Source organism: Microbacterium sp. BH-3-3-3, assembly GCF_007679045.1.
Taxonomy (GTDB): domain Bacteria; phylum Actinomycetota; class Actinomycetes; order Actinomycetales; family Microbacteriaceae; genus Microbacterium; species Microbacterium algihabitans.
Window position 1 is genome coordinate 1,499,278 of the sequence record NZ_VEFS01000001.1, and the last position, 19,893, is coordinate 1,519,170.

The window sequence follows — 19,893 nt, forward strand, 5'->3', positions numbered from 1 at the left end:
CCGCACAGGTCCCTGAGCTTGTCGAAGGGCCCGGGACCCGCTGTGGCCCCGGTGGCTTCGACAGGCTCAGCCACCTGGCGCGGCACAGGTCCCTGAGCGTGTCGAAGGGCCCGGGACCCGCTGTGGCCCCGGTGGCTTCGACAGGCTCAGCCACCTGGCGCGGCACAGGTCCCTGAGCTTGTCGAAGGGCCCGGGACCCGCTGTGGCCCCGGTGGCTTCGACAGGCTCAGCCACCTGGCGCTGCACAGGTCCCTGAGCTTGTCGAAGGGCCCGGGACCCGCTGTGGCCCCGGTGGCTTCGACAGGCTCAGCCACCTGGCGCGGCACAGGTCCCTGAGCTTGTCGAAGGGCCCGGGACCCGCTGTGGCCCCGGTGGCTTCGACAGGCTCAGCCACCTGGCGCTGCACAGGTCCCTGAGCTTGTCGAAGGGCCCGAGACCCGCGGATGCCCGGTGGCTTCGACAGGCTCAGCCACCTCGCGCGGCACAGGTCCCTGAGCTTGTCGAAGGGACCGGGCCCCGCCTCGGCGGCACAGCACGGCGTCTCTTTGTCGACAACGGACGCCGAATCGCGGCATCCGTTGTGCACCTCATGCGGTCTCGCGCATAGGTCGCGCGTTAGCGTGGGTTCATGACCCCGCTCGACGACCCCGCTCTCGTGCGCGTTCTGGCAGCCGACGGCACGCTGGCGCCCACGCCCGCGGCCGAGCGCTACCTGCCGCTCATCGACGCCCTGACCGACGCCGAACTCGAGACCTTCTACCGCGACATGGTCTCGATCCGCGCGTTCGACGTGCAGGCCACCAACCTGCAGCGCCAGGGGCAGCTCGCCCTGTGGCCGCCGTCCTTCGGGCAAGAGGCAGCGCAGGTCGGCTCCGCTCGTGCGGCCCGCGCGCAGGACCACGTCTTCCCCTCGTACCGCGAGCACGTGGTCACCCGCATCCGCGGCGTCGACCCGCTCGACATCATCCGCCTCATGCGCGGACTCACCCACGGCGGGTGGGACCCGACAGACCCCAAGAACGGCAACACGCACATCTACACGCTCGTGCTCGGTGCGCAGACGCTGCACGCCACGGGCCTGGCCATGGGCCTGGTGTTCGACGGCAAGAGCGGCAGCGGAGACCCCGAGCGCGACGAGGCCGTGATCGTCTACTACGGCGACGGCGCCTCGAGCCAGGGCGACGTGCACGAGGCCATGGTCTTCGCCGCGAGCTTCCAGACCCCCGAGGTGTTCTTCCTGCAGAACAACCAGTGGGCCATCTCGGTGCCGGTCGCGACGCAGTCGCGCTCGCCGCTGTACAAGCGCGGTGAGGGCTACGGCATCCCGAGCCTGCAGGTCGACGGCAACGACGTGCTCGCGAGCTACGCCGTGTCGAAGCTCGCCCTCGACGAGGCGCGCGCCGGTGGCGGTCCCCGCTCGATCGAGGCGATGACCTACCGCATGGGCGCGCACACCACGAGCGACGACCCCACCAAGTACCGCACCTCTGACGAAGAGGAGGCGTGGGCGCAGCGCGACCCGATCGCCCGCATGCGCGCCTACCTCGAAGGACGCGGCGCCCCGCAGCAGTTCTTCGACGACGCGGATGCCGAGGGCGCGGCCCTCGCCGACGACGTGCGCGTGCGCACGAACGAGCTCGGCGGCATTCCGCGCGTGCACATGTTCGAGAGCGTCTACTCCGAGGCCCACGCGGTGATCGCCGAGGAGCAGCGCTGGCTCGACGACTACGAGACCTCGATGGAAGGGGGCGCGCAGTGACCGACAACATGCCGATCAGCCGCGCGTTGAACGCCGGACTCCGTCGTGCGCTCGAGACCGACGACCGCGTGCTGCTCATGGGAGAGGACATCGGCCCGCTCGGCGGCGTCTTCCGCGTGACCGAGGGCCTGCAGAAAGACTTCGGTCCGCGCCGGGTCATCGACTCCCCGCTCGCGGAGTCGGGCATCGTCGGCACGGCGATCGGTCTCGCGATGGGCGGCTTCAAGCCGGTGCTCGAGATCCAGTTCGACGGCTTCGTCTTCCCCGCCTTCGACCAGATCACCTCGCAGCTGGCGAAGATCACGAACCGCCACGAGGGCGGGGTGCGCATGCCCGTCGTCATCCGCATCCCCTACGGCGGACACATCGGCGCGGTCGAGCACCACCAGGAGAGCCCGGAGGCGTATTTCACGCACACCCCGGGTCTGCGCGTGGTGAGCCCCTCGAACGCGAACGACGCCTACTGGATGATGCAGCAGGCGATCGCCTCGCCCGACCCCATCGTCTTCCTCGAGCCCAAGGCCAAGTACTGGCAGAAGGGCGAGGTCGACCTCGAGGCCCCCGCGCTGCCGCTGCACGCGAGCCGCATCGTGCGCCGCGGCACCGACGTCACGCTCGTCGGTCACGGGGCGATGGTGACGACCCTGCTGCAGGCGGCAGCCCTTGCCGAGAGCGAGGGGACGAGCTGCGAGGTCATCGACCTGCGATCGCTCTCGCCGGTCGACTACGGCCCCCTGCTCGACTCGGTGCGCCGCACCGGCCGCATGGTCTACGCGCAGGAGGCGCCGGGCTTCACCTCGCTCGGCTCCGAGATCGCCGCGACCGTCATGGAGAAGGCCTTCTTCGCGCTCGAGGCGCCCGTGCTGCGGGTCTCGGGCTTCGACGTGCCCTTCCCGCCCGCGAAGCTCGAAGGCACCTACCTGCCCGACGCCGACCGCATCCTCGAGGCCGTCGACCGGTCTCTGGCGTACTGACCCGCTCTTCCTCTCCCCGCCATGAACCGCGAGACTGCAACTCGCTGACGAATCCGCGACAGCCTGTCACCGTTTCGTCAGCGAGATGAAGTCTCGCGAGCAAAGGACACCACCGTGACCGAGCAGACCTTCGTTCTCCCCGACGTCGGAGAAGGCCTCACCGAGGCCGAGATCGTGCAGTGGCGCGTGGCGCCCGGTGACTCCGTCGCCGTCAACGACGTGATCGTCGAGATCGAGACGGCCAAGTCGCTCGTCGAGCTGCCGTCGCCCTACTCGGGCACGGTCGGCGAGCTCCTGGCATCCGAGGGTTCCACCGTCGAGGTCGGCGCCCCGATCATCACGATCGGATCGGCGGATGCCGGCACCCCGGCCCCCGCAGAACCGGTGAGCGTCCCCGAGCCCAGCGACCCCGGCGGGGCCGTGCTCGTCGGCTACGGCACGGGTGGAGCGGTGTCGTCTCGGCGTCGAACCCTTCGACAGGCTCAGGGACCGTCCGCCGAGCGCCCGGTCAAGGCATCCGTCGGTGTCGTCGCCAAACCCCCGATCCGCAAGCTCGCCCGCGACCTCGGCGTCGACTTGTCGGCCGTCACGCCCAGCGGACCCGCCGGTGAGGTGACCCGCGACGACGTCGTGAAGCACGCCGAGCAGGCCAGCGTTTTCCGCAACATCGAGACGCCCGAGTGGGGCACCGTGCGCGAGGAGACGATCGCGGTGGCCGCTCCCGCAGCGCCCGCCCCCGCGGCATCCGCCCCCGCCCCGGCCGCCGATGCCCGCGAGGAGTCGATCCCCGTCCGCGGCGTGCGCAAGGCGACCGCCAACGCGATGACTTCGAGCGCGTACTCGGCGCCGCACGTGTCGGTGTGGGTCGACGTCGACGCCTCGCGCACGATGGAGCTCGTCAAGCGCCTGAAGGCCTCGCCCGACTTCGCCGACGTGAAGATCTCGCCGCTGCTGATCATGGCGCGCGCCGTGATCTGGGCTCTGCGCCGCACGCCGATGATCAACGCCGCGTGGGTCGACACCGAAGACGGCGCGCAGATCTCGGTGCGCCACTACGTCAACCTCGGCATCGCCGCCGCGACCCCCCGCGGCCTGCTCGTGCCGAACATCAAGGACGCGCAGTCGATGAACACGCGCGAGCTCGCCAAGGCGCTCGAGAACCTCACGCTCACCGCGCGCGAGGGCAAGACAAGCCCCGCCGACCAGACCGGCGGCACGTTCACGATCACGAACATCGGTGTGTTCGGAGTGGATGCCGGCACCCCGATCATCAACCCGGGTGAGGCCGGCATCATCGCGCTCGGCGCGATCCGTCAGAAGCCGTGGGTCGTCGACGGCGAGGTGCGTCCCCGCTGGGTGACCACGGTGTCGGGCTCGTTCGATCACCGCGTGGTCGACGGCGACGGGATCTCGCGGTTCATCGCCGACGTGGCATCCGTGCTCGAGGAGCCGGCGCTGCTGCTGGACTGACAGACCCGCTCCACGCGGTAAAGGGCAATACTTTACCCGCAAGGATGCTCCTCGGGTAGAGTATTACCCATGGGGCGTCAACAAATCGGCATGACGCGTGTCGCGGAAGACGCGGTCGCCGTGCTCGGGCAACAGATCCGTCTCGCTCGTCTGGCGCGGGGGATGACAGCGGAACACCTGGCGGGGTCCGCCGGGGTCTCGCGCAAGACACTGACCGCGATCGAGAACGGCAGTGCCGCAGCAAGCATCGGCAACGTCTTCAAGGTCGCGTCGATCGTCGGAGTCCCCCTCTTCGGCGTCGATGATCCGAGCGAGCTCCTGGCGCTTCGGCGCCGCGGAGAGGAACGGCTCGCACTGCTGCCGCGCCGCGTGACCCCGCCGCGAGAAGGCGATGACGATGGTCTCGACTTCTGACGTCTTCGTCTGGGTATGGCTGCCGGGAGAGACCGATCCGGTGCCGGCCGGACGGCTCCGCTTGCGCCCACCCTCCCTCTGTCGTCGAAGAGTTTCGCCCCCACCGGGTCGATGGGATTGCCGGGGGCGCTGAGGGACGCCTCGCCGGACGCCTGGGGGAGACGCGTCGTCCAGTACCAGGTCACGGGCGAGCGGGGAGATCAGGTCGACACCGGCGATCTGGACGAGCGCACGTATCTGCTGCACTCGGCGTCAAACCGCTTCGGTGCCATCGACTTCCAGGCGTCGTCGAGCGCGTACGTCCCACGGGAGGCGGCATCGGCGTCTCTCTCCGAGCTCCTCGACGCGGCCGACATCGTGGAGGGCGGTGGTGAGCTGCCGTTCGAGCTCGAGCGCGCTCTGCTGAGTGGAACGGCGATGGGAGGCGCACGTCCCAAGACCGTGATCGAGGAGGGCGGACGGCAGTACATCGCGAAGTTCACGGCATCCAATGACCACTTCCCCGTCGTCGGTGCCGAAGCGGCGAGCATGTTCCTCGCGAAGAAGGCCGGACTGGACGTCGCATCGACCCGTGTCGTGCGCGCGCTCGGGCGGACGGTCCTCCTCGTCGGGCGCTTCGATCGCACCGCCGTCGGCGGTCGGATCCTCGCGTCGAGCGCACTGACTCTGACCGGGCTGGACGAACTCCAGGCTCGTAGTGGCACCTACGTCGACTTCCTCGACGCCCTCCGTCGCTGGGGGGCTCCGGCGGGTACCGCTGAAGAGCTCTTCGCGCGAGTCGCTTTCAACATGGCCATCTCCAACTCAGACGACCATCTGCGAAATCATGCGGCTCTCTGGGACGGGGTGAGCGCGCGCCTCAGCCCCGCGTACGACCTCTCGCCGATGAGTCGCAGCGGCGAGACCGCGTCGCAAGCGATCGCCTACGACCGCACGGGATCGAAGCGGAACAGCTTCACAGACCTCCTCGCCGCGCGTCACCTCTACGACCTCACCGCGTCTGACGCCGAGGCGATCGTCGCTCGGATCGACGACGCCATCCGGACTTACTGGGAGGAGGCGGCGGATCATGGACTGCTGACGGCGGGCGAGCGGCGTCTGCTCTGGGGGAGGCAGTTCCTCAACCCGGGAACTCTGTACGGCTTTCGCGACTACTGATCGGCGCGTACGACAGAGGGATCGAGGCGGCGCTCAACCACGCCGAGCAGGCGCGCTTGCGCGGTTGCTCGCGCGAGGTGTGGGCCTCAGGTCAGATCGACGATCGCCGAATCCGCATTCTTCTTCACCGACTCAATGCCGTTGGCCGCCGCCGCTTTGGTCGTATAGGCCTCGGAACTCGCGATGATCTCGCCGTTCGCTGCTTTCAGGCGAAACCGGAATTGGCCGTTCGGGGATTTGTAGAGCTCGAATTTGCCCGCCATGTCAGCTCCTTTGCTAGACGGGAACATCATCAGCCCGCGTGCATTCCCCCGCAAGAGGGGTGGAGGGCTCAGGGCAGCGAGGGGTGCTTTTCGACCGGCGTCGACCGCGTGGGGATCAGCAACGCCAGCACCAGCGCGATCGCCGCAGCCCCGATGCCCATGAGGAACGACACCTGGAATGCCTGCGAGGTCGGGACACGCGTGTCACCCGAACCGGTCGACAGCGTCGCGAGCACGACGCCGACGATCGCGGCGGCGGTGCTCGTGCCCAGCGAACGGGCGAGGGCGTTGAGGCCGTTCGAGGCGCCGGTCTCGCTCGGCGGAACGGCGCGCATGATGAGCATGGGCATGGCGGCGTAGCCGAAGCCGATGCCGAAACCGATGAGGATGTTCGCCACGATGAAGTGCCAGACCTCGGTCGAGAAGATGAGGCTGAAGCCGTAGGCGAGGATCAGCGAGATCGAGCCGGCGATCAGCAGCACGCGCGGGCCGATCGTGCGGGCGAGAGTGCCCGAGATCGGCGAGAGCACCATCATCACCAGGCCCGACGGCATGACCACGAGGCTCGCGGCCAACAGCGACAGGCCGAGGCCGACGCCGGTGGCGACGGGCAGCTCGAGCATCTGCGGGTACGCGACGTTCGAGGTGAAGAGGGCGAAGCCCATCGCGACGGATGCCAGGTTGGTGAGCAGCACCGGGCGGCGCGCGGCGACGCGGAGGTCGAGCAGCGGATTGTCGACGCGCAGCTCGTACCAGCCCCACACGAGCAGGACGAGGATGCCGCCGATGGCGAGGCCGAGCGTCAGCGGCGACGTCCAGCCCCAGGAGTTGCCGCGCGAGACGGCGAGGAGCACGCCGATCAGACCGATCGCGAGGCCGACGGCACCGAGGTAGTCGAAGCGCCCGGCGGTGCGAAGCACGCTGACGGGGACGATCCAGAGGATCAAGACGAAGACGATCGCGCCGAGGGCTCCGGCGATCCAGAACAGCCAGTGCCAGTCGGTGTTCTCGGCCACGAGCGCGCTGATCGGCAGCCCCAGGGCGCCGCCGACGCCGAGCGTCGCGCTCATGAGGGCGATCGCGCTGTCGACGCGGTTCTCGTGCAGCACGTCGCGCATGATCGAGATGCCCAGCGGCACCACGCCGACCACGGCGCCCTGCAGCGCGCGGCCGATGATCATGCCGATGATCCCGGTCGACAGAGCCGCCACGACTGAGCCGAGCATCATCACGACCAGCAGCACGAGCACGATGCGGCGCTTGCCGTACATGTCGCCGAGGCGGCCCGCGATGGGGGTGATGACGGCCGCGGCCAGCAGCGTCGAGGTCACGACCCAGGCGGTGTCGTCGCGCGAGGCGTTCAGCAGTTGCGGCAGCTGCGACTGGATCGGCACCACGAGGGTGAACATGAACGACGAACACAGGCCGGCGAGGGCCAGGATCGCGACGACCAGACCCTGGGGGCTGTTCCGGGACAATCTCTTACGCGCGTTTTCATCCCGTGACATCGCTGTCCAGGCTACGCCTTCGCTGTGAGCCCGCGGGTCGGTGAGGCGTGCGATCATCGCCGATGCGCCGGCATCCGCCCAATCGATTACCCCGCGTGACAGCCCGTTACCGGCCGTAACGCGTCGAATTCGGATCCCGGATGCCGCGTGCTGACGTGGTCTCATGACTTCACGCCGCACCGCACGCCTGGCCACGATCCTCAGTGCTTCCGCCGCCGCCCTCATGCTGACCCTGACCGGTTGCGCCGGGGGAGCGGCATCCGGAGACGACTCCTCGCGCATCGTGCTCGGAGCCGACGACGGCACCGAGGCGCACTGGACCGTGCTGAAGCAGAAGCTGGCCGACGAGGGCATCGACCTCGAGGTCCGCACCATCAACGACGGCGTGCAGCTCAACCAGGGCGTGCAAGACGGCGAGCTCGACGTGAACCTCTTCCAGCACCTCATCTACCTGTCGCAGTTCAACGTCGAGAACAACGGCTCGCTCGTGCCGGTCGGCGCGACCGCGGTGTACCCGCTCGCGCTGTACTCGGAGCAGTACCGCGACGTGAAAGACCTGCCCGAGGGCGCGACCGTGGCGATCCCCAACAACGCCACCAACCTCGCGCGCGGCCTGCTCAACCTGCAGACGGCGGGGCTGCTCACCCTCAAGGACGGCGGCAATGCCCTCTCGACCCCGGCCGACATCGAGTCGACGAAGGTGAAGCTGCTGCCCGTCGACACGAACCAGACGGTGACCGCGCTCAAGGACGGCAGCGCCCAGGCCGCGATCGTCAACAACACGCAGGCGCAGAAGGGCGGGCTCGGCGACGAGCTCATCATCTTCAAGGAAGACCTCGACAACCCGCAGCTCGCCCCGTACATCAACGCCTTCGTCACGCGCGACGACAAGAAGGACGACCCCCGCTGGGCCAAGCTCGTCGAGGCATACCACTCGCCCGAGGTCGAGGCCGCGGTCACCGAGCTGAACCAGGGCAACCTGCAGTTCAAGACCGAGTGGACCGGCGCGCAGCTGACCGAGGAGCTCACCAGCCTCGAGGATGCCGTCAAGGCGCAGAACGGATGACCGCGGTCATCGAGCTGCGGGGGGTCACCAAAAGCTTCCGCACCGATCGCCGCACCTCCACCACCGCCGTCGACGACGTGTCGCTGACGGTGGAGGAGGGGTCGATCGTCGGGATCATCGGGTACTCCGGGGCGGGCAAATCGACGCTCGTGCGGCTCCTCAACGGGCTCGAGCAGCCGACGTCGGGCACCGTCGAGGTGCTGGGCGTGGATGTGGGGGATGCCAGCGAGTCGACCCTGCGCGACCTGCGGCGCCGCGTGGGCATGATCTTCCAGCAGTTCAACCTCTTCACCTCGCGCACGGTCGCGGCCAACGTCGCGTACCCGCTGAAGGTGGCGGGGTGGAAGAAGGTCGACCGCGACAAGCGCGTGGCCGAGCTGCTCGACTTCGTGGGGATCGGCGACAAGGCCAAGCAGTACCCGCGGCGCCTGTCGGGCGGGCAGAAGCAGCGCGTGGGCATCGCGCGGGCGATCGCGACCGACCCGCGCATCCTGCTCGCCGACGAGGCGACCAGTGCCCTCGACCCGCAGACCACGGCCGAGGTGCTCGACCTGCTGCGCGAGATCAACCGGCGCCTGGGCATCACGATCGTCGTCATCACGCACCAGATCTCGATCGTGCACGAACTGTGCGATCAGGTCGTCGTGATGGACGGCGGCCGCGTCGTCGACAGCGGCGACACCTACCGCGTGTTCGCGCACCCGCGCGCCGAGCTCACGAAGCGATTCGTGGCGGCCGTCACCCAGGGCGTCCCCTCGGGCGAGGCGCTGACGGCGCTCGCCGCGGGCGGCGGCGACCTGGTGAGCGTCGAGATCAACGAGTTCTCCAGCGAAGACGTTTCCGCCGTGTTCCACCGCCACGGCGTGCGCCACTCGGTCGTCTACGGCGGGGTGACCGACGTGCTGGGCCGGCAGCTCGGCACTCTCACCTACCGCGTGCACACCGACGACCTCCCGGCCGTCGTGTCGGAGCTGCGCGCGCACACCGACGTCACCGTGCCCGTTCGGGAGGTGACCGCGTGAACAAGTGGGACACCCTCACCCCGGTGCTGCTGCAGTCGATCGGCGAGACCGTCTACATGGTCGCCGTCTCGCTGGCCATCTCCGGCGTCGCGGGCCTCGCGATCGGGGCGCTGCTGTACGCCACGCGGCCGGGCAACCTCTTCGCCAACCGCGTCGTGTTCTTCGTCGCGAACCTGGTGATCAACCTCATCCGGCCGATCCCGTTCATCATCTTCCTCACCGCGGTCGCCCCGGTCACCCGTGCCGTGACGGGATCGACCCTCGGGACGGATGCCGCGATCGTGCCCATCACGATCATGGCCACGGTCGTGATCGCCCGCGTCGTCGAACAGAACCTCGTGGCCGTTGACCCGGGAACCGTCGAAGCGGCACGGGCCGTGGGCGCGCGCCGCATCGGCGTGCTGTTCGGCGTCGTCATCCCCGAGGCGCTCGCCCCGCTGATCCTCGGCTACACGTTCATGTTCATCGCTGTCGTCGACATGTCGGCGATGGCCGGATACATCGGCGGCGGCGGGCTCGGCAACTTCGCGATCATCTACGGCTACCAGCAGTTCAACCAGCAGGCGACGTGGGTGACGGTCGCGATCATCGTCGTCATCGTGCAGGTCGGCCAGCTGATCGGCAACGCTCTGGCGCACCGCATCCTGCGCCGCTGACGGCGGCGCGAGCGGGGGTGGCACGGGCGGGCCGCGCGCCCCCGCAGCCCGCCTACCCTCGGAGGATGAGCCTCCCCCGCACCTTCGCCCGCTGGCTGCTCGGTGCCGCACTCGTCTTCACCGGCACCGCGCACCTGACGTTCGCCCGTGACGACTTCGTCGCTCAGGTGCCGTCATGGCTTCCGCTTCCGGTGGATGTCACGGTCGTGGCATCGGGCGTCGTCGAGATCGCGCTGGGACTCGCCCTCCTCTTCCTCGGCCGCTGGCGCGTCGCCGTCGGCTGGATCGTCGCGGCCTTCTTCGTCGCGATCTTCCCCGGCAACATCGAGCAGTTCGTCCGGGGCACCGACGCCTTCGGCCTCGACACCGACCTCGCCCGCGGCATCCGTCTGCTCTTCCAGCCCCTGCTGGTCGTCTGGGCGCTCTGGTCGACCGGAGCGTGGAAGGCCTGGCGCACGCGACGTCGAGCCCGCTGAGTCGCATCCCGCATCCCGCGCGCGCCCGGTATCGATTTCGTCTCGACATTTCCCGCCCACGCATGCTGCATTCGTAATCCGTCCAGGCGCATTCGGCGCGGTCGGTCGAGCTGCATTCCCCTGAATAGACTCGCGAGGTTGTCTTAATGGGGGAAGGGGAATCCATGCGATTCCGAAAAGCAATGATCCACGCGAACGCGGCGGTGGCCGCATGACCGACGCGACCCCGGGCTGGTACCCCGACACCGAGACCCCCGGTCGCCTGCGCTGGTGGGACGGCCGCCAGTGGACGAACGACTTCACGCCGCTGCCGCCGGCTCCCACCGTGACCACGACGCCCCCGCCGGCGACCCGACGCGAAGCGCGCGGCTGGATCTCGCGCGTCCCCACGTGGGGCTGGATCGTCGCCGGCCTCGTGCTGCTCGTCGCCCTCTGGCTGCTCGCCCCCTTCGTCGGGCTGGTCGCCCTCGTGGTGCTCATCACCGGCATCGTCGCGCTCGCGCGCAACACCCCGACCTGGCTGCGCTTCCGTTCGCGCTCGAGCGCCGCGATCTGGACCGTCGCCGCCGTCGTCGCGTTCGCCGTCGCGGGCGGCATCACCACGGCCACCTCGCCGAAGGCCGCGACCCCGGTCGCCCAGGCGGAGCCCGTCGCCACGGCGTCGCAGGAGCCGTCGCCGTCGGCCACGCCCACGGCATCCGCCACCCCCTTCGCCGACGACCAGGCCGCGCTCGCCGCGTTCGCGGGGCAGGCGGGAACCGTCGCCGACGCCTCGGCCACCACCGACAAGGCCGCGCTCGCGGTGCTCGACACGCTCGCCGTGAAGGGCCGCGCGCCCAAGACCGGCTACGACCGCGACCAGTTCGGCCAGCGGTGGCTCGACGTCGACCGCAACGGATGCGACACCCGCAACGACATCCTGGGCCGCGACCTGACCGACGCCGTGCGCTCGGGCGCCTGCCGCGTGACCGGCGGCACCCTCGCCGACCCCTATACGGGCACGAGCATCGCGTTCGTGCGGGGTCAGGGAACCTCCGAGCTCGTGCAGATCGACCACGTCGTGGCGCTGTCGGACGCCTGGCAGAAGGGGGCGCAGCAGCTCACCGCCGACCAGCGCGCGAGCTTCGCGAACGACCCGCTCAACCTGCTCGCGGTCGACGGATCCGCCAACGCGCAGAAGGGCGACGGCGATGCCGCGACCTGGCTCCCGGCCCAGAAGTCGTACCGCTGCACGTACGTCGCGGCGCAGATCGCGGTGAAGGCGACCTACGGCCTGTGGGTGACCGAGGCCGAGCGCGACGCCATGAAGCGCGTGCTCGAGAGCTGCCCCGACCAGGTCGTGCCCACCTCGGCCTTCGCAGCGCCCGCACCCGTTGCGGCGCCCGAGCCCGCCCCGGTCGTCGAGCCGGTCGCCGTCGAGCCCGCGCCGGCCCCCGCTCCTGCGCAGCCCGCTCCCGCCGAGCCCGCACCCGCTCCGGCGCCGGTCGAGCAGGCGCCGGCTCCGGCTCCGGTCGAGAACGTGTACTACGAGAACTGCACGGCCGTGCGCGCGGCAGGCGCCGACCCGATCTACGAGGGTCAGCCCGGCTACAGCCGCAAGCTCGACCGCGACGGCGACGGAGTCGCCTGCGAGTGACGCACCCGCCGCTCGCCCGTTGAGCGTCCAGAACACGCCGCTCCCTCCGCAGGGACGCGGCGTGTTCTGGACACTCGACAAGAGGGCGGGCGGATGCCGACACCTCGGCCCCGCGCGCAGAGACGGGCCGCGCGAGCCCGGCCCTCAGCCCGCGCGCGTCAGCCCGAGGATGCAGCCCTCGACCGCGGCGACGCGCACCCGCTGGGTGTCGGCGTGCAGCACGCTCTGGCTCACCGCCCCGACGTGGGCGGCGACGACCGCGCGTGTGAAGAGCGCGGGGTCGATCACGGGGTGCAGGCCGATCCGCGCGAGGCACTCGACCAGCAGCGGCTGCAGCGTGTCGTGGAAGTGGTCGGTGTGCGCGGTGAGCAGCATCCGGACTTCCTCGTCGTGACGTGCGCGCGTGATGAGCACCGAGCGGATCGCGTACCACTTCTCCTCGGGCGGGAGCCCCTCGACGACGCCGCGCACGATGTCGTCGAGGGTCGGCTCGTCGCTGCTGCGGGCGTCGCCGAGCATGTCGCTGAGCAGCTCGAAGACCAGCTCGGCCTGCTGCTCGTAGACCGCGAAGAACACCTCGTCGACCGAGCGGAAGTTCGAGTAGAACGCCCCGCGGGTGTATCCCGCGCGCCGCGTGATGGCCTCGACGCTCACCGACGTGCTGCCGGTCTCGTCGAATATCGCCTCGGCGGCCGCGATCAGCGCCGTGCGGGTGCTGCTGCGGCGTCGCACGGGCTTCGGCGCCTCAGCGGGGGTGGTCGTCACGGGCTCCACGTTACGCAGCAGCGGCGCGGTTCACCTCGTCGAGGTAGTCGAAGACCGGGCGGACGGGGGCGAGCGTCAGGTCGGTGACGATGTGCGAGGCGCTGACGATCTCGCGCACGGGGAGGTCGGCCATCGGTGCGAGCGCGTGCTCGAACAGCTGCAGGCGGGCGGGTCCGGTCCACGCCTCCTTCACGACGATGTCGGTGATCTCGGTGCGCACGAGGTGGGCCGCGCGCATGCCCTGGGTGAATACGTCGGGCACGAGCTTGACCATGAAGGTCGGCACGGTGATCTGCGCCTTCGCCTCGTCGAGGTCGAGCGGCTCCCACTTGTAGCCCATGGTCGCGGTGGCCACGCGCTCGCTGCCGCGATCGAGGGTGCCGACGAGGGCGCCCTGGTCGACGCGCAGGTCGGGGGTGCCGGTCACCTTCGGGTAGGCGCTGAGCTCACGCCCCGACACGGTGGCGGCGAAGTTGTCGAGGTACATCGCGTGCAGGTACTCGCCGCGCTCTCCGTCGAGGGTGACGGGGATCGCCTGACCCGACTCGACGTACGGGCCGTAGCCGTCGACCTCGCCCATCTTCATGACCTCGAAGCGCACGAGCGGCTCGTCGATCTCGAGGGGCTCCGGAACCACGGCGCGCAACGCGTCGGCATCCGTTCGATAGACGACGTTGAAGTACTCGCGGTCGATGAAGCGCGTGACCCGCAGCGGGTAGACGGGGGCGGTCAGCGGCGTGGTGCCGCGGCGGAGCATCTCGAGGGGGTTCATCGGTCATCACCTGTTCAGTACGAAGTGTATTAAGTACAGTGTGTATCGAGAGGTTCGCATCCGCAAGGCGACCCTCTGCTCCACGAGAGGAAACGACATGAGCGTCCAGCTGCCCCAGAACATCGACACCCGACCCGTCACCGTGATCGGGGGTGGCACGCTCGGTCGTCGCATCGCGCTGATGTTCGCCAGCGGAGGGGCCGACGTGCGCATCTTCGATCTCGCGGATGCCGTGCGCTCCGCCGCCGTCGCCTACGTCGAAGAGACGCTGCCCTCGGTGGTGGCCGCCCGCAAGGGGGCCGTCGCCGGCACCGTGCAGGGCGCCGATGAGTTGGCATCCGCCGTCTCCGACGCCTGGCTCGTCGTCGAGGCCGTACCCGAGCGCATCGAGCTGAAGACGTCGGTGTTCGGCGACCTCGACCGCCTCGCGCCGGCGGATGCCATCCTCGCCAGCAACTCGTCGTCGTTCGCGTCACGCCTGATGATCGACCGGGTCTCGACGCCCGAGCGCGTGCTCAACATGCACTTCTACATGCCGCCGCAGCAGAACGCGGTCGACCTCATGAGCGACGGCCAGACCGCGCCGGAGGCCATCGCCTTCCTGCAGGAGCAGCTCCCGCACTTCGGGGTCTTCCCGTTCGTCGCCCGCCAGGAGTCGACCGGCTTCATCTTCAACCGCATCTGGGCGGCCATCAAGCGCGAGGCCCTCGCTGTCGTCGCCGACGGCGTCTCGACCCCCGAAGACGTCGACGCGATGTGGCGGGTCAACTCCGGCGCCCCGGCGGGCCCGTTCCAGATGATGGACCAGGTCGGCCTCGACGTCGTGCTCGACATCGAGCAGCACTACGCCGACGAGAACCCGCACCTGCCCGAGGGTCCGCGCGAGCTGTTGAAGGGCTACGTGGATGCCGGGAACCTCGGCGTGAAGTCGGGTCGCGGTTTCTACGACTACAGCGAGGAGCCCGCCGCGGTCGCCGCCTGATCCGCGCCCCACTTTCCCCCTCGAGTGCCAAGACACCCGGACGATTTTCGAATCCGTCCGGGTGTTTTGGACACTCAGTGTGGGTGCGCGGGCCCGGCGCGACGTGCCGGGTGCCCGAGCGGGGCGTCAGCCGCGCGCGGCCTCGGCCTGCAGCACCTCGACCAGCACGTCGAGGCCGCGGTGGGCGTCGGCATCGCCGATCACGGCGGGCGGCACGACGTGCACGCGGTTGTCGGCGGTGAAGCCAAGCACGCCCTTCTCGAGCATCGCGGCCTTGATCGCCCCGATGCGCGCGGCGGGCAGCGGCTCGCGCGTGGCCTGGTCGGCGACGAGCTCGACGGCCCAGAACACGCCGCGGCCGCGCACTTCGCCCACCAGCGGTGAGTCTTCGGTGAGCTGCCGCAGGCGCGGGCCGATGACCTCCTCGCCGATGCGGCGGGCGTTCTCGATCACGCCCTCGTCGGCCATCGCCTGCTGGGCGGCGACGATGGAGGCCGCAGCCAGCGGGTGACCCGAGTACGTCAAGCCACCGGGGAACACGCGGTCGTCGAACGTCGAGGCCACGGCATCCGAGATCGCCACTCCCCCCACGGGGACGTACCCCGAGTTCACGCCCTTCGCGAAGGTGATCAGGTCGGGCCGCACGTCGAACGCGTCGAACGCGAACCACTCACCCGTGCGGGCGAAGCCGGCCATCACCTCGTCGAGGATGAGCAGGATGCCGTAGCGGTCGGCGATCGCGCGGACGCCCTCGAGGTATCCGGGCGGCGGCACGAGCACACCGGCGGTGCCGGGGATCGTCTCGAACAGGAACGCCGCGATCGTGTCGGGACCCTCGGCCTGCACGGTGCGCTCGAGGTGGCGCAGAGCGCGCTCGCACTCCTGCTCGGGGGTCTCAGCCCAGAACTCCGACCGGTAGAGGTAGGGGCCGAACACGTGCACGTGGCCGCGCGAGTACTCGTTCGGAATGCGGCGCCAGTCGCCGGTCGCCACGATCGCCGACCCGGTGTTGCCGTGGTACGAGCGGTAGTGCGACACGACCTTGTCGCGGCCCGTGGTCAGGCGGGCCATGCGGATGGCGTTCTCGTTGGCATCCGCCCCGCCATTGGTGAAGAAGACCTTCGAGAACCCCTCGGGGGTCCGCTCGAGGATCAGTTCGGCCGCGTGCGCGCGCGTCTCGTTGGCGTGCGCGGGGGCGACGGTGGTCAGCTGCGCCGCCTGCTCCTGGATCGCGGCGACGACCCGCGGATGCTGGTGACCGATGTTGACGTTGACGAGCTGGCTCGAGAAGTCGAGGTACCGGCGGCCGTCGGCGTCCCACACCTCGACGCCCGAGCCGCCCGCGAGGGGGAGCGGGGCGAGGGTGCGCTGGGCCGACCACGAGTGGAAGACGCTCGTGCGGTCGCGCTCGCTGATCTCGGCGTTGCGGGTCGTGGTGAGAGGAGTCGACATGCCACCAGTGTGGGCGCGCCGCGCCGCGCCGGGGAGCGACGATCTGTCGGTAATCTCGACGGACGATCGACAGTTTGGCCCGCCATGCCCGCGACCCTCCGCACCCTTCTCGACGACCAGTCGTTCCCCCTGCGCGTGCTGACGCGGCCCGACGACGAGGCACTCGACCGCCCCCTGTCGTGGGTGCACAGCTCCGACCTGCTCGACCCCACGCCGTACCTCGAGGCGGGCAACCTGCTGCTGACCAACGGGGCGCAGTTCTCTGCGGATCCGGATGCCGATGAGGCACTGGCCTACTGCCGCCGCTTGCGCGCGCTCGGGGTCGCGGGCCTGGGCTTCGCGACCGACATCATCCACGACCGCGTGCCCGAGGCCGTGGTGCGCGCGGGGGAGGCCGCCGACCTGCCGATCGTCGAGATCGCGGATCGCGCGCCGTTCATCCGGATCATCCGCTTCGTTGCCGACATCATCGCCGCAGAAGGCGCCGCGCGCCTGTCGTGGTTGCTCGACGCCCAGCGCGCGGTGGCGCGTGCCGCGGTGCGCGACGACGGCCTGCGCGAGATCCTCGCGACCCTCTCGCGCCTGCTCGACGCATGGGTCGAGCTGTACGACGCCGTCGGGGGCCGCCTGTCGTCGCCGGGCCTGCGTGCGGCGCCGGCCGAGGTCGAGGCGGAGGTCGGCCGCGACGTGCGGCGCCTGCTCGAGCGACGCACCGCGGCGAGCCTCGTCGTGCCGTCGGCCGGTCACGCGCTCGTGCAGACGATCGGGCAGAGCGGACGGCTGCGCGGCGTGCTCGCGGTGGGCGGGCCGGAGCCTCTCGACCCCGCGGGCCGGGATCTCGTCGCCTCCGTCGTGGCTCTCGCCAGCATCGCGCTGGAGCAGCAGCGCGGACTGCAGTCGGCCCTGCGCGGCGTGCGCGCGGGCGTCATCGACCTGCTGGTCGACGGACACGGCGACACGGCGCGGCGGGTGGCCGAGTCGGCGTTCGGTGGTCTGCCCGTGGAACCGTACCTCGTCGGGGTCGTGCGCGGGGCCGGGGCGTTGCCCGGACTGCTCGACGAACTCGACCTCGTCTCCAGCGATCCGACGCGCATGTTCTCGGCCGAGCGTGGCGACGATGTCATCGTGCTCGCGGCCGACAGAGCGGCATCCGCCCTCGCCGCCCTCGCCGAGCGGCGGGGACTGTGCGTCGGCACCGCCCGTCACGAGGCGGGCGACGACCTCGCCGAGGATCTGCGGCGGGCGTCGCACGCTGCGCGCGATGCCGAGACCGGCGCGGTGCGCGCGTATGACGAGCTCGCGGGACGCGGGCTGGTGGGGGCGCTGCGCGACCGCGGCGGCGAGGTGCTCGCGCGCTCCCTCCTCCGCCCGCTCGAGGCCCTCCCGGCGGTCGAGCGGGAGCGGCTGCTCGCCTCGGCGCGGGTCTGGCTCGACGCGAACGGCGCCTGGGATCCCGCGGCGCGGAGTCTCGGCATCCACCGCCACACCCTGAGGGCGCGCATGGCGCAGCTGGAGCAGGTGCTCGAGATCGACCTGTCGAGCTTCGCCGCGCGGGCCGAGCTGTGGGCGGCGCTGGAGCTCGGCGGCTGACGAGTCCGTCGCGCGATCCGCTCGCCGCGGCGCCGTCCTGCGGATGGTGGGCCCGACGCGCCGGTGTCGGGTGGTCGTGGGGCGGTGTGTCGGGGTTCGGGTCCGCGTGACGGCGGGGTGGCGCCGCGGCGCCGTCCTGCGGATGGTGGGCCCGACGCGCCGGTGCCGGGTGGTCGCGGGGCGGTGTGTCGGGGTTCGGGTCCGCACGACGGCGGGCGACGACACGGGCAACCGGGGCGACGGCGGAAGAACGACGGATGCCGCGACCACGAGGCTGCGGAGAGCCCGGGGCCGCGGCATCCGGTGCCGACGACTCAGCTGTTCTGGGGGAAGCCGAGGTTGATGCCGCCGTGGGTGGCGGGGTCGAGCCAGCGGCTCGTGACGGCCTTCTCGCGGGTGAAGAAGTCGAAGCCGTGCATGCCGTAGGCCTTGGCGTCGCCGAACAGGCTCTTCTTCCACCCGCCGAACGAGTGGTAGGCGACGGGCACGGGGATCGGCACGTTGATGCCGATCATGCCGACCTGCACCTCGTGCTGGAAGCGGCGGGCGGCTCCGCCGTCGTTGGTGAAGATCGCCGTTCCGTTGCCGAACTCGCCGCTGTTGATGAGGGCGAGGCCCTCTTCGTAGGTCTTCACGCGCACGACCGAGAGCACGGGGCCGAAGATCTCCTCGGTGTAGGCGCGCGAGCTGGTCGGCACCTCGTCGAGCAGGGTGGGTCCGAAGAAGAAGCCCTCCTCGTGCCCGTCGACCGAGAAGCCGCGGCCGTCGACCACGATGGTCGCGCCGTCGGCCTCGGCGATGTCGACGTACGACGACACCTTGTCGCGGTGCGCGCCCGAGATGAGCGGGCCCATGTCGGGCTCGTCGGCATCCGCGCCGTTTCCGATGCGGAGCTTCGCGATGCGCTCGGTGACCTTGGCGATCAGCTCGTCGGCGACGGGGTCGACGGCCAGCACGACCGAGACGGCCATGCAGCGCTCGCCCGCGGCGCCGAAGCCGGCGTTGACGGCGGAGTCGGCCACGAGGTCGAGGTCGGCGTCGGGGAGCACCAGCATGTGGTTCTTCGCGCCGCCCAGGGCCTGCACGCGCTTGCCGTTCTTCGACGCGGTCTCGTAGATGTACTGCGCGATGGGGGTCGAGCCGACGAACGAGATCGACTGCACCTCGGGCGCCTCGAGCAGACCGTCGACGGCGACCTTGTCGCCCTGCAGCACCGTGAAGGCGCCGGCGGGAAGACCGGCCTCCTTCCACAGGCGCGCGAGCCAGAGCGAGGCGGAGGGGTCCTTCTCGCTCGGCTTGAGCACGACGGCGTTGCCGGCGGCCAGGGCGATGGGGAAGAACCACATCGGCACCATGGCGGGGAAGTTGAAGGGGCTGATGATGCCGACGACGCCGAGCGGCTGCTTGAGCGAGTACACGTCGACGCCGCTGGAGGCGTTCTCGCTGTAGGCGCCCTTGATGAGGTGCGGGAAGCCGGTCGCGAGCTCGACGACCTCCTGCCCGCGGGCGATCTCGCCCATCGCGTCGGAGAGCACCTTGCCGTGCTCGGCGGTGAGGATCGCGGCCAGTTCGCCCTTGCGCGCGTTGAGCAGCTCGCGGAACGCGAACAGCACGCTCTGGCGCTTGGCGATGGAGTAGCCGCTCCACTCGGCGAAGCCGCGGGAGGCCGAGGCGATCGCGGCCTGGATGTCGGCCTCGTCGGCCAGGGCGACGTGCGCCTGCACCGCGCCGGTGGCGGGGTTGTACACGGGGGCGGTGCGTCCGCCCGTCGGGGCGCTCTCGGCGCCGTCGATCCAGTGCGCAATGACGGGGAGGTCGTGGTCGGTCATGCCCCCAGTAAAGGGCCGTCGCCCGCGCGGCGCCGCTGCCAATCCGTCGCGCGGCCCCCAGGGTGAGGGACAGAACGGCAGCGATGAGCCTGGGAGCAGCC

The 19,893-nt window shown here is 70.4% G+C and carries 18 protein-coding genes; 12 read left to right on the plus strand and 6 right to left on the minus strand.

Translation table 11 applies throughout. From position 1 onward, the window contains the following. Window positions 1–628: 628 nt before the first annotated feature. The 5 genes from FS769_RS07005 (at window position 629) to FS769_RS07025 (ending at window position 5,775) form a co-directional block, all read left to right on the plus strand. Window positions 629–1,759, plus strand: a complete 1,131-nt coding sequence (locus FS769_RS07005) for a thiamine pyrophosphate-dependent enzyme (RefSeq protein WP_144831230.1) — start codon at window positions 629–631, stop codon at window positions 1,757–1,759. An 8-nt stretch (window positions 1,760–1,767) separates the two neighbouring features. Then, window positions 1,768–2,733: an alpha-ketoacid dehydrogenase subunit beta gene (locus FS769_RS07010; protein ID WP_144832012.1), complete on the plus strand. Its 966-nt coding sequence runs from the start codon at window positions 1,768–1,770 to the stop codon at window positions 2,731–2,733. 114 nt (window positions 2,734–2,847) lie between these two features. Next, window positions 2,848–4,203 (plus strand): dihydrolipoamide acetyltransferase family protein, encoded by a 1,356-nt coding sequence (locus FS769_RS07015; RefSeq protein ID WP_144831233.1) that lies wholly within the window; start codon window positions 2,848–2,850, stop codon window positions 4,201–4,203. A gap of 69 nt (window positions 4,204–4,272) precedes the next feature. Further along, window positions 4,273–4,617 (plus strand): helix-turn-helix transcriptional regulator, encoded by a 345-nt coding sequence (locus FS769_RS07020; protein WP_144783855.1) that lies wholly within the window; start codon window positions 4,273–4,275, stop codon window positions 4,615–4,617. A 111-nt stretch (window positions 4,618–4,728) separates the two neighbouring features. Beyond that, window positions 4,729–5,775, plus strand: a complete 1,047-nt coding sequence (locus tag FS769_RS07025) for a type II toxin-antitoxin system HipA family toxin (RefSeq protein WP_222123903.1) — start codon at window positions 4,729–4,731, stop codon at window positions 5,773–5,775. A gap of 86 nt (window positions 5,776–5,861) precedes the next feature. Here FS769_RS07025 and FS769_RS07030 read toward each other — a convergent pair whose 3' ends face one another. After that, on the minus strand, window positions 5,862–6,038 hold the full coding sequence (locus tag FS769_RS07030; RefSeq protein ID WP_144831236.1) for a DUF1508 domain-containing protein: 177 nt from the start codon (window positions 6,036–6,038) through the stop codon (window positions 5,862–5,864). A gap of 68 nt (window positions 6,039–6,106) precedes the next feature. Continuing rightward, a complete protein-coding gene (locus FS769_RS07035; protein ID WP_144831239.1) occupies window positions 6,107–7,546 on the minus strand; it encodes an MFS transporter in 1,440 nt (479 codons plus the stop codon). A gap of 163 nt (window positions 7,547–7,709) precedes the next feature. Here FS769_RS07035 and FS769_RS07040 point away from each other — a divergent pair, with 163 nt between their 5' ends. The 5 genes from FS769_RS07040 (at window position 7,710) to FS769_RS07060 (ending at window position 12,402) form a co-directional block, all read left to right on the plus strand. Then, window positions 7,710–8,612, plus strand: a complete 903-nt coding sequence (locus tag FS769_RS07040; protein WP_186325448.1) for a MetQ/NlpA family ABC transporter substrate-binding protein — start codon at window positions 7,710–7,712, stop codon at window positions 8,610–8,612. Continuing rightward, window positions 8,609–9,634, plus strand: a complete 1,026-nt coding sequence (locus tag FS769_RS07045) for a methionine ABC transporter ATP-binding protein (protein ID WP_144831242.1) — start codon at window positions 8,609–8,611, stop codon at window positions 9,632–9,634. The genes FS769_RS07040 and FS769_RS07045 overlap by 4 nt, the downstream gene beginning before the upstream one ends. Continuing rightward, on the plus strand, window positions 9,631–10,290 hold the full coding sequence (locus tag FS769_RS07050; RefSeq protein ID WP_144831245.1) for a methionine ABC transporter permease: 660 nt from the start codon (window positions 9,631–9,633) through the stop codon (window positions 10,288–10,290). The genes FS769_RS07045 and FS769_RS07050 overlap by 4 nt, the downstream gene beginning before the upstream one ends. A gap of 65 nt (window positions 10,291–10,355) precedes the next feature. Then, complete coding sequence (locus FS769_RS07055; protein ID WP_144831248.1) at window positions 10,356–10,766, plus strand: hypothetical protein; 411 nt, start codon at window positions 10,356–10,358, stop codon at window positions 10,764–10,766. Between the two features lie 211 nt (window positions 10,767–10,977). Further along, a complete protein-coding gene (locus tag FS769_RS07060) occupies window positions 10,978–12,402 on the plus strand; it encodes a DUF1524 domain-containing protein (protein WP_144832016.1) in 1,425 nt (474 codons plus the stop codon). Between the two features lie 144 nt (window positions 12,403–12,546). Here FS769_RS07060 and FS769_RS07065 read toward each other — a convergent pair whose 3' ends face one another. Both FS769_RS07065 and FS769_RS07070 read right to left on the minus strand, forming a co-directional pair. Then, a complete protein-coding gene (locus FS769_RS07065; RefSeq protein WP_186325449.1) occupies window positions 12,547–13,167 on the minus strand; it encodes a TetR/AcrR family transcriptional regulator in 621 nt (206 codons plus the stop codon). 10 nt (window positions 13,168–13,177) lie between these two features. Next, window positions 13,178–13,939 carry an acetoacetate decarboxylase gene (locus FS769_RS07070; protein WP_144831253.1) on the minus strand — a complete coding sequence of 254 codons (762 nt, stop codon included), beginning with the start codon at window positions 13,937–13,939 and terminating at the stop codon, window positions 13,178–13,180. A 97-nt stretch (window positions 13,940–14,036) separates the two neighbouring features. Here FS769_RS07070 and FS769_RS07075 point away from each other — a divergent pair, with 97 nt between their 5' ends. Then, window positions 14,037–14,921 (plus strand): 3-hydroxyacyl-CoA dehydrogenase family protein, encoded by an 885-nt coding sequence (locus FS769_RS07075; RefSeq protein WP_144831256.1) that lies wholly within the window; start codon window positions 14,037–14,039, stop codon window positions 14,919–14,921. Between the two features lie 126 nt (window positions 14,922–15,047). On the opposite strand, the gene FS769_RS07080 is transcribed toward FS769_RS07075, so the two are convergent. Continuing rightward, window positions 15,048–16,373 (minus strand): aspartate aminotransferase family protein, encoded by a 1,326-nt coding sequence (locus FS769_RS07080; RefSeq protein WP_144831259.1) that lies wholly within the window; start codon window positions 16,371–16,373, stop codon window positions 15,048–15,050. A gap of 84 nt (window positions 16,374–16,457) precedes the next feature. On the opposite strand from FS769_RS07080, the gene FS769_RS07085 reads away from it, so the two are divergent. Continuing rightward, window positions 16,458–17,963: a PucR family transcriptional regulator gene (locus tag FS769_RS07085; protein ID WP_144831262.1), complete on the plus strand. Its 1,506-nt coding sequence runs from the start codon at window positions 16,458–16,460 to the stop codon at window positions 17,961–17,963. 314 nt (window positions 17,964–18,277) lie between these two features. On the opposite strand, the gene FS769_RS07090 is transcribed toward FS769_RS07085, so the two are convergent. Next, window positions 18,278–19,792: a CoA-acylating methylmalonate-semialdehyde dehydrogenase gene (locus tag FS769_RS07090; protein WP_144831265.1), complete on the minus strand. Its 1,515-nt coding sequence runs from the start codon at window positions 19,790–19,792 to the stop codon at window positions 18,278–18,280. Window positions 19,793–19,893 lie beyond the last annotated feature (101 nt).

Coding starts and splice junctions, on each gene's coding strand:
- FS769_RS07090 (WP_144831265.1), bottom strand. CDS start 19,792: ATGACCGACCACGACCTCCCCGTCATTGCGCACTGGATCGACGGCGCC.
- FS769_RS07030 (WP_144831236.1), bottom strand. CDS start 6,038: ATGGCGGGCAAATTCGAGCTCTACAAATCCCCGAACGGCCAATTCCGG.
- FS769_RS07040 (WP_186325448.1), top strand. CDS start 7,710: ATGACTTCACGCCGCACCGCACGCCTGGCCACGATCCTCAGTGCTTCC.
- FS769_RS07035 (WP_144831239.1), bottom strand. CDS start 7,546: ATGTCACGGGATGAAAACGCGCGTAAGAGATTGTCCCGGAACAGCCCC.
- FS769_RS07055 (WP_144831248.1), top strand. CDS start 10,356: ATGAGCCTCCCCCGCACCTTCGCCCGCTGGCTGCTCGGTGCCGCACTC.
- FS769_RS07025 (WP_222123903.1), top strand. CDS start 4,729: ATGGGATTGCCGGGGGCGCTGAGGGACGCCTCGCCGGACGCCTGGGGG.
- FS769_RS07020 (WP_144783855.1), top strand. CDS start 4,273: ATGGGGCGTCAACAAATCGGCATGACGCGTGTCGCGGAAGACGCGGTC.
- FS769_RS07075 (WP_144831256.1), top strand. CDS start 14,037: ATGAGCGTCCAGCTGCCCCAGAACATCGACACCCGACCCGTCACCGTG.
- FS769_RS07080 (WP_144831259.1), bottom strand. CDS start 16,373: ATGTCGACTCCTCTCACCACGACCCGCAACGCCGAGATCAGCGAGCGC.
- FS769_RS07060 (WP_144832016.1), top strand. CDS start 10,978: ATGACCGACGCGACCCCGGGCTGGTACCCCGACACCGAGACCCCCGGT.
- FS769_RS07085 (WP_144831262.1), top strand. CDS start 16,458: ATGCCCGCGACCCTCCGCACCCTTCTCGACGACCAGTCGTTCCCCCTG.
- FS769_RS07005 (WP_144831230.1), top strand. CDS start 629: ATGACCCCGCTCGACGACCCCGCTCTCGTGCGCGTTCTGGCAGCCGAC.
- FS769_RS07070 (WP_144831253.1), bottom strand. CDS start 13,939: ATGAACCCCCTCGAGATGCTCCGCCGCGGCACCACGCCGCTGACCGCC.
- FS769_RS07010 (WP_144832012.1), top strand. CDS start 1,768: ATGCCGATCAGCCGCGCGTTGAACGCCGGACTCCGTCGTGCGCTCGAG.
- FS769_RS07045 (WP_144831242.1), top strand. CDS start 8,609: ATGACCGCGGTCATCGAGCTGCGGGGGGTCACCAAAAGCTTCCGCACC.